The sequence below is a fragment of the Pseudomonas sp. CM25 genome, from assembly GCF_013179705.1.
Lineage (GTDB): Bacteria > Pseudomonadota > Gammaproteobacteria > Pseudomonadales > Pseudomonadaceae > Aquipseudomonas.
Map to the genome: position 1 here is coordinate 1 of NZ_JABMCW010000371.1, position 4,979 is coordinate 4,979.

Annotated in this window: 4 protein-coding genes and 1 pseudogene; 2 read left to right on the forward strand and 3 right to left on the reverse strand. The window is 63.0% G+C overall.

The genetic code is table 11. From position 1 onward, the window contains the following. Nucleotides 1-124: pseudogene (locus tag HP546_RS31545) on the forward strand (LysR family transcriptional regulator); the annotation flags it as partial. Between the two features lie 14 nt (nucleotides 125-138). Here the strand turns inward: HP546_RS31545 and HP546_RS25780 are convergent. The 3 genes from HP546_RS25780 to HP546_RS25790 form a co-directional block, all read right to left on the reverse strand. Further along, entirely contained in the window at nucleotides 139-1,386 is a 1,248-nt protein-coding gene (locus HP546_RS25780; protein WP_172231320.1) for an OprD family porin, read from the reverse strand. A 127-nt stretch (nucleotides 1,387-1,513) separates the two neighbouring features. Beyond that, nucleotides 1,514-2,776 carry a gallate dioxygenase gene (locus HP546_RS25785; RefSeq protein ID WP_125924804.1) on the reverse strand — a complete coding sequence of 421 codons (1,263 nt, stop codon included), beginning with the start codon at nucleotides 2,774-2,776 and terminating at the stop codon, nucleotides 1,514-1,516. A 21-nt stretch (nucleotides 2,777-2,797) separates the two neighbouring features. Continuing rightward, the gene (locus HP546_RS25790; protein WP_161872464.1) at nucleotides 2,798-4,147 is read right to left on the reverse strand and encodes an aromatic acid/H+ symport family MFS transporter; all 1,350 of its coding nucleotides are present in this window, start codon (nucleotides 4,145-4,147) and stop codon (nucleotides 2,798-2,800) included. Nucleotides 4,148-4,571: 424 nt separating this feature from the next. On the opposite strand from HP546_RS25790, the gene HP546_RS25795 reads away from it, so the two are divergent. After that, a partial coding sequence (locus HP546_RS25795) for a sulfite exporter TauE/SafE family protein (RefSeq protein ID WP_172231323.1) occupies nucleotides 4,572-4,979 on the forward strand: 408 nt, incomplete at its 3' end.

The following is a 4,979-nucleotide window of genomic DNA, read 5'->3' on the forward strand; positions in this document are numbered from 1 at the left end:
GCCGCTGGCACTGCCCGGTACTGCCCGCGCAATCGGCCTCATGCAGCGCAGTGGCTGCCTGCAGTCACCGGCGGCGGTCGCGCTGATGGCTTGTATCCGCCAGGTGATCACCGAGCAGGCATGAGCCCGGCAAGTGCTTTACAGCAGGCTCAGCGGGTAGCTGACGATCAGCCGGTTCTCGTCGAAACTGTTGGTGCTGCCCCAGTCCCGGCGCTGGCTTGAGTTGCGCCACTTGAGGTTAAGGGCCTTGAACGGCCCGGACTGGATCACATAGGCCAGTTCGCTTTCGCGGCCCCACTCGGTGCCGTCCTGGGTGCTGGCGTTGTGCACGTTGTCACCGTGGATATAGCGGTTCATCAGGGTCAGGCCGGGTATGCCGAGCACCACGAAGTTGAAGTCGTGGCGCACCTGCCAGGAGCGTTCCCGGGCGCTTTCGTAGCTTGAACCGAAGGCGTCGTTGGCCAGCGTGCCGCCGCTGGCGCCGTTGACCCGGAACCATTCATCATCGCCCATGACCTTCTGCAAGCCGACGTAGAACGTGTTGCCACCCAGCTTCGCCGAGAACAGGCCCGAAGCGGTGCGGTTGTCCAGTTCACCTGCTTTGGCGCCGCCGTCGTCCTTGCCCCAGAAGTAGCCCAGGTTGGCGCCCAGTACCCAGTTGCCCAGCGGCTGTTGATGCTGCACCTGGAAGTAGCGTTGCTGGTAGATGTCTTCCAGCTGGGCGTACCAGGCGCCGACCAAGGTGCGCTCCTGGTTGAAACGGTATTCGCCACCGGCGAAATTGAAACGGTCCGAGGTGTACGCGGTGCGGGTGAACAGGCTCATGTCCTGCATGCTGGCGTCGTTGCGCGTGCTGTTCTGGCGGAACTGGCCGCCATACAGGGTCAGGCCGGCCAGCTCGTTGGAGGTGACCTGGGCGCCCTGCAAGGTTTGTGGCAGCGAGCGGCCGTCATCGGCGCGCAGGATGGGCAGGGTAGGCGACCATTCACCGACCTTCAGTTCGGTCTTGGAGACCCGCATCTTGCCCGCCAGCGCCGTGCGGCCAAAGTCGTCCGCCGGGCGCCCGTCGTCGTGAACAGGTAGCAATTGCGTGCCGGCGGTGCCCTTGCCGCCATCGAGTTTGATGCTGTAGAGCCCCAGCACGTCGACGCCGAAACCGACCACGCCGGGGGTGAACCCGGACTTGAAGTCGAGGATGAAACTTTGCGTCCATTCCTCGGCTTTGCCTTGGCTCGCCGTGCCCGTGTAGTCGCGGTTCATGTAGAAGTTACGCAGTGTCAGGGTGGCCTTGGCGTCGTCGACGAAGCCTTCGGCTGCGGCTTGCAGTGGCAGGCTGGCTGCCAGTGCGAATGCGGGGACGAGCGGGTACAGGGTACGGCATTTCATTGTTTTTATTCTCCAGTGATAGGCAAAGCGCTGCCCGCCAGCGGCGCATCGGCGCTGGGCAGGTTGAATCAGGGAGCGGTGTGGCGGCGCGGGGAGCGCCGCCAAAGGATCAAGCGGGCTGCGTCAGTCAGCTGGACGCTTTGCCGGCGACCGAGTAGCGAACCTGCTGGTTGCGGGTCTTCATGAAGTCTTCGATGCTCTGCCCGCGCATGGCGGCGTAGATGTCCAGGTTGGACACACCCAGCACCGCGCCCAGCTTCTCCAGCACGAAGAAGATCACCCCGTAGTGGATCAGCCCGCGCCAGTCGCGGCGGCGCAGCAGGTCGCTTTCCTCCTCGCTCAGGCCTGCCTCGCGGTACAGCGCTTCGGGCTCGCTCAGGAAGCGCTGGCGCCACTGCGGCTCGATCATGCGGTGCAGGAACTTGTTCAGGCGGTAGCCTTTGGCACTGCGCTCAAGGGTGTAGGGGTAGGTGCCTTCGAGCTGCTGCGCCCCCGCCAGCTGATGCTGCATGTGCTGACGGTGACGTTCGTTGACCGGTGCCGGCAGTGGCTGGTCGCGGTTTTCCAGCAGCAGGGTGGCGATGCCGGTCATCGACGGCAGGTAGTAGCTCTGGTGCTTGCGCTCGACATTGGCAGACAACGCGCCACGCATGATCAGCCAGGTGATCACCTCGGCGCCTTCCATGCCGCCGAGCGTGGCGTACTCGGCCAGCGTCATCTCGGTAAGGCGCTGCGGGTCGTTGACCAGCAGGTCGAGGAACTGCGCGTCCCACTCAGGGTTGTTGAAACCGCAACGCTCGCCATGCACCTGGTGTGATACCCCGCCGGTGGCGACGATCGCCACCTTGAGGTCTTCGGGGTAGCTTTCGATGGCACGGCGCAACGCCTGGCCCAGCTTGTAGCAGCGCCGCGCCGTGGGGATCGGCAGCTGCAGTACACCGACCTGCAGCGGCACGATCTGTACAGGCCAGCTTTCATCGCAAGGCAGCAGTGCCGACATGGGCGAGAAGAAGCCGTGGTCCAACGGCTTGTCGCGAAAGAAGCTCATGTCGAACTCATCGGCCATCAGGCTCTGGCCGATGTGCCGCGACAGCGCGGCATGGCCGCCTACTGGCGGCAGGTCCCGTGGGTTGCCGCCTTCATCGGCCACGCCGTATTGCTCGTCCACGCCCAGGGTGAAGGCACTGTAATGGTCAAAGAAGAACGAGGTGACGTGGTCGTTGAAGATGTAGAACAGCACGTCCGGCTGGCGCTGCTGCAGCCAGGTGCGGATCGGCTCGAAGCTTTCGAAGATCGGCGCCCAGGCGGCTTCTTCCTGTTTGTCGTGGTCGACGGCGAAGCCGATGGTCGGGGTGTGGGAGACGGCCAGGCCACCAATGATACGAGCCATGCGAAAGTCCTCTGTTACAGGTTACGGCGCGGTTACTGCGGGGGTCGTGCGCAGCCGGGCGTGGCCGTTGGCCAGGATCGCCAGGGCAGCGGCGAATGCCGGCAGGCCGAGGAGGGTGAACAGCAGTGGCAGGCCCAGCCCCAGGCTGAGCACGGCACCACCGATGAGGGAGCCGAAAATGGCCCCGAAGCGCCCGATACCGAGCATCCAGCTTACGCCGGTGGCGCGGAATTCGGTTGGGTAGTAGCCAGGGGCGAAGGCGTTCAGGCCGGTTTGCGCGCCGCTCATGCAGAAGCCGGCAGCCGCCACGCCGACCACCAGCAGGCTCGACTCCAGGCTCAGGGCGCCCAGCGAGACGATGCACAGGCCGCCCAGGGCATAGGCGATGGCGATGACCCGGTTGGGGTTGCGCCGGTCCATGATCCAGCCGACCACGATTGCGCCCACTGCGCCGCCGATCTGGAACAGGCCGGTGATGGTGGCGGCGCGCTCGATGGACAGCCCGCCATCGCGCAGCAGGGTCGGCAACCAGCCCATGGTCAGGTAGATCACCAGCAGGCCCATGAAATAGGTCAGCCACAGGGCCAGGGTGCCAAACCGGTAGCGCTCGCTGAACAGCTGCCGGGCCGGTGCCTTGTGCTGTGTGGTCGGCTCACTGACGGTAAAACGGGTGCCGGCAGCGAAGCGGCCGCCAAGCTTGGCCAAGGCTGACGCAATCTGGCTGGCCGGCGCCTGGCGTGCGGCAAGGAAACGAGCGGACTCTGGCAGCAGCCACCACAGCAAGGGCAGCAAGGCCAGTGGCAGCAGGCCGCCGGCCAGCAGTACCGATTTCCAGCCGTGATGAGGGATCAACCAGGCGGACAGAAAGCCGCCCAGCCCCGAGCCCATGTTGAAACCGGTAAACATGATGGTGATCATCAGCGAGCGGTTGCGTGTGGGCAGGTATTCGGCGAGCAGGGTGGTGCAGTTGGGCATGGCCGCACCCAGGGCGATGCCGGTCAGCAGCCGTAACACGGCCAGCTCATAGGGGTTGCGGGCAAAGGCGCAGGCCAGGCTCAGCAGGCTGAAACCGCTTACCGCGATCAGCAGCACTTTCTTGCGGCCCAACCGGTCGGCATACGGGCCGGCGGTCAGTGCGCCGATGGCCAGGCCGACCATGCCGGCACTCATCACCGGGCCGAAGGCGGTGCGCGACAGCCCCCAGTCCTGCATGAGCGAAGGTGCGATAAAACCCATGACGGCGACATCGAAGCCGTCGAACAGCACGATCAGGAAACACAGCGACAGGATCAGCCACTGGTAGGCAGCGATGGGGCGGTTATCGATCCAGTCTTTGACATCGACAGGGGCATCGACAGGAGTCTTGAGCATGGGTGGTCACCTTTGTTCTTGTATTGGTATGAGTTCCGTCTGGTTCCGGTAAGGCTTCGAAAGCGTTACGGCCCAGCAGAAATCACCCCGCCGGACTTCGGCGTGACGGCGACTGTAAACCCGTGATTCAAGCAGCGCATGCGGGATTATCTTAAGGGGGTATCCAATTTTTTTATGGCAGGGGGAGGGAGCTTTTCGGTACCGGCGACGACGCTGGGTGCGCGACGGTAGATTACGCGTAAGGCCAAGGCGCACAGCATAGGGGGCTGGCGCTGCGACATAATGGATTGGGTCCATCCTCTTCTATCCGATCGGTATCTTGATCTGCACAATCGCTTCCTTCGTTAGAGCTCCGTATCGCCTGACACGTATAGGTCCGGCGCCATCGTGGTAGATCTCAATCCAATGAGTGGGTGCAGAGAGTATGCTTTCTGAGTTTGTGCTTGTGTCGCCGTCCATCACTGCTTATGCCCTCTGTTGTGTGTTCATGGCTGCGATTGCACGAGGCTTCTCTGGCTTTGGCTTCACGTTGTTGGCCATCACGTCTCTATCGTTCGTACTGCCGTTGTCGACTGTCGTGCCGGCGATGTTCGTTCTGGAGATTGCAGCTGGCTTGAAGCTGATTCCATCGATATGGGGTCAGGTGCATTGGGGCTCCATCCGCGTTCTAGTCATCACCTCGATCATTACGACACCTCTTGGGGCGTATCTCCTGGTGAAAATTCCTGGAGAGTACGTAAAGGTCGTGCTCGCGGTTCTCATAATCGCCTGTTGCTTGACCTTGATTACAGGATTCAAGCTCCAGAAGATGCCGTCGTTCATGCAGACCGCT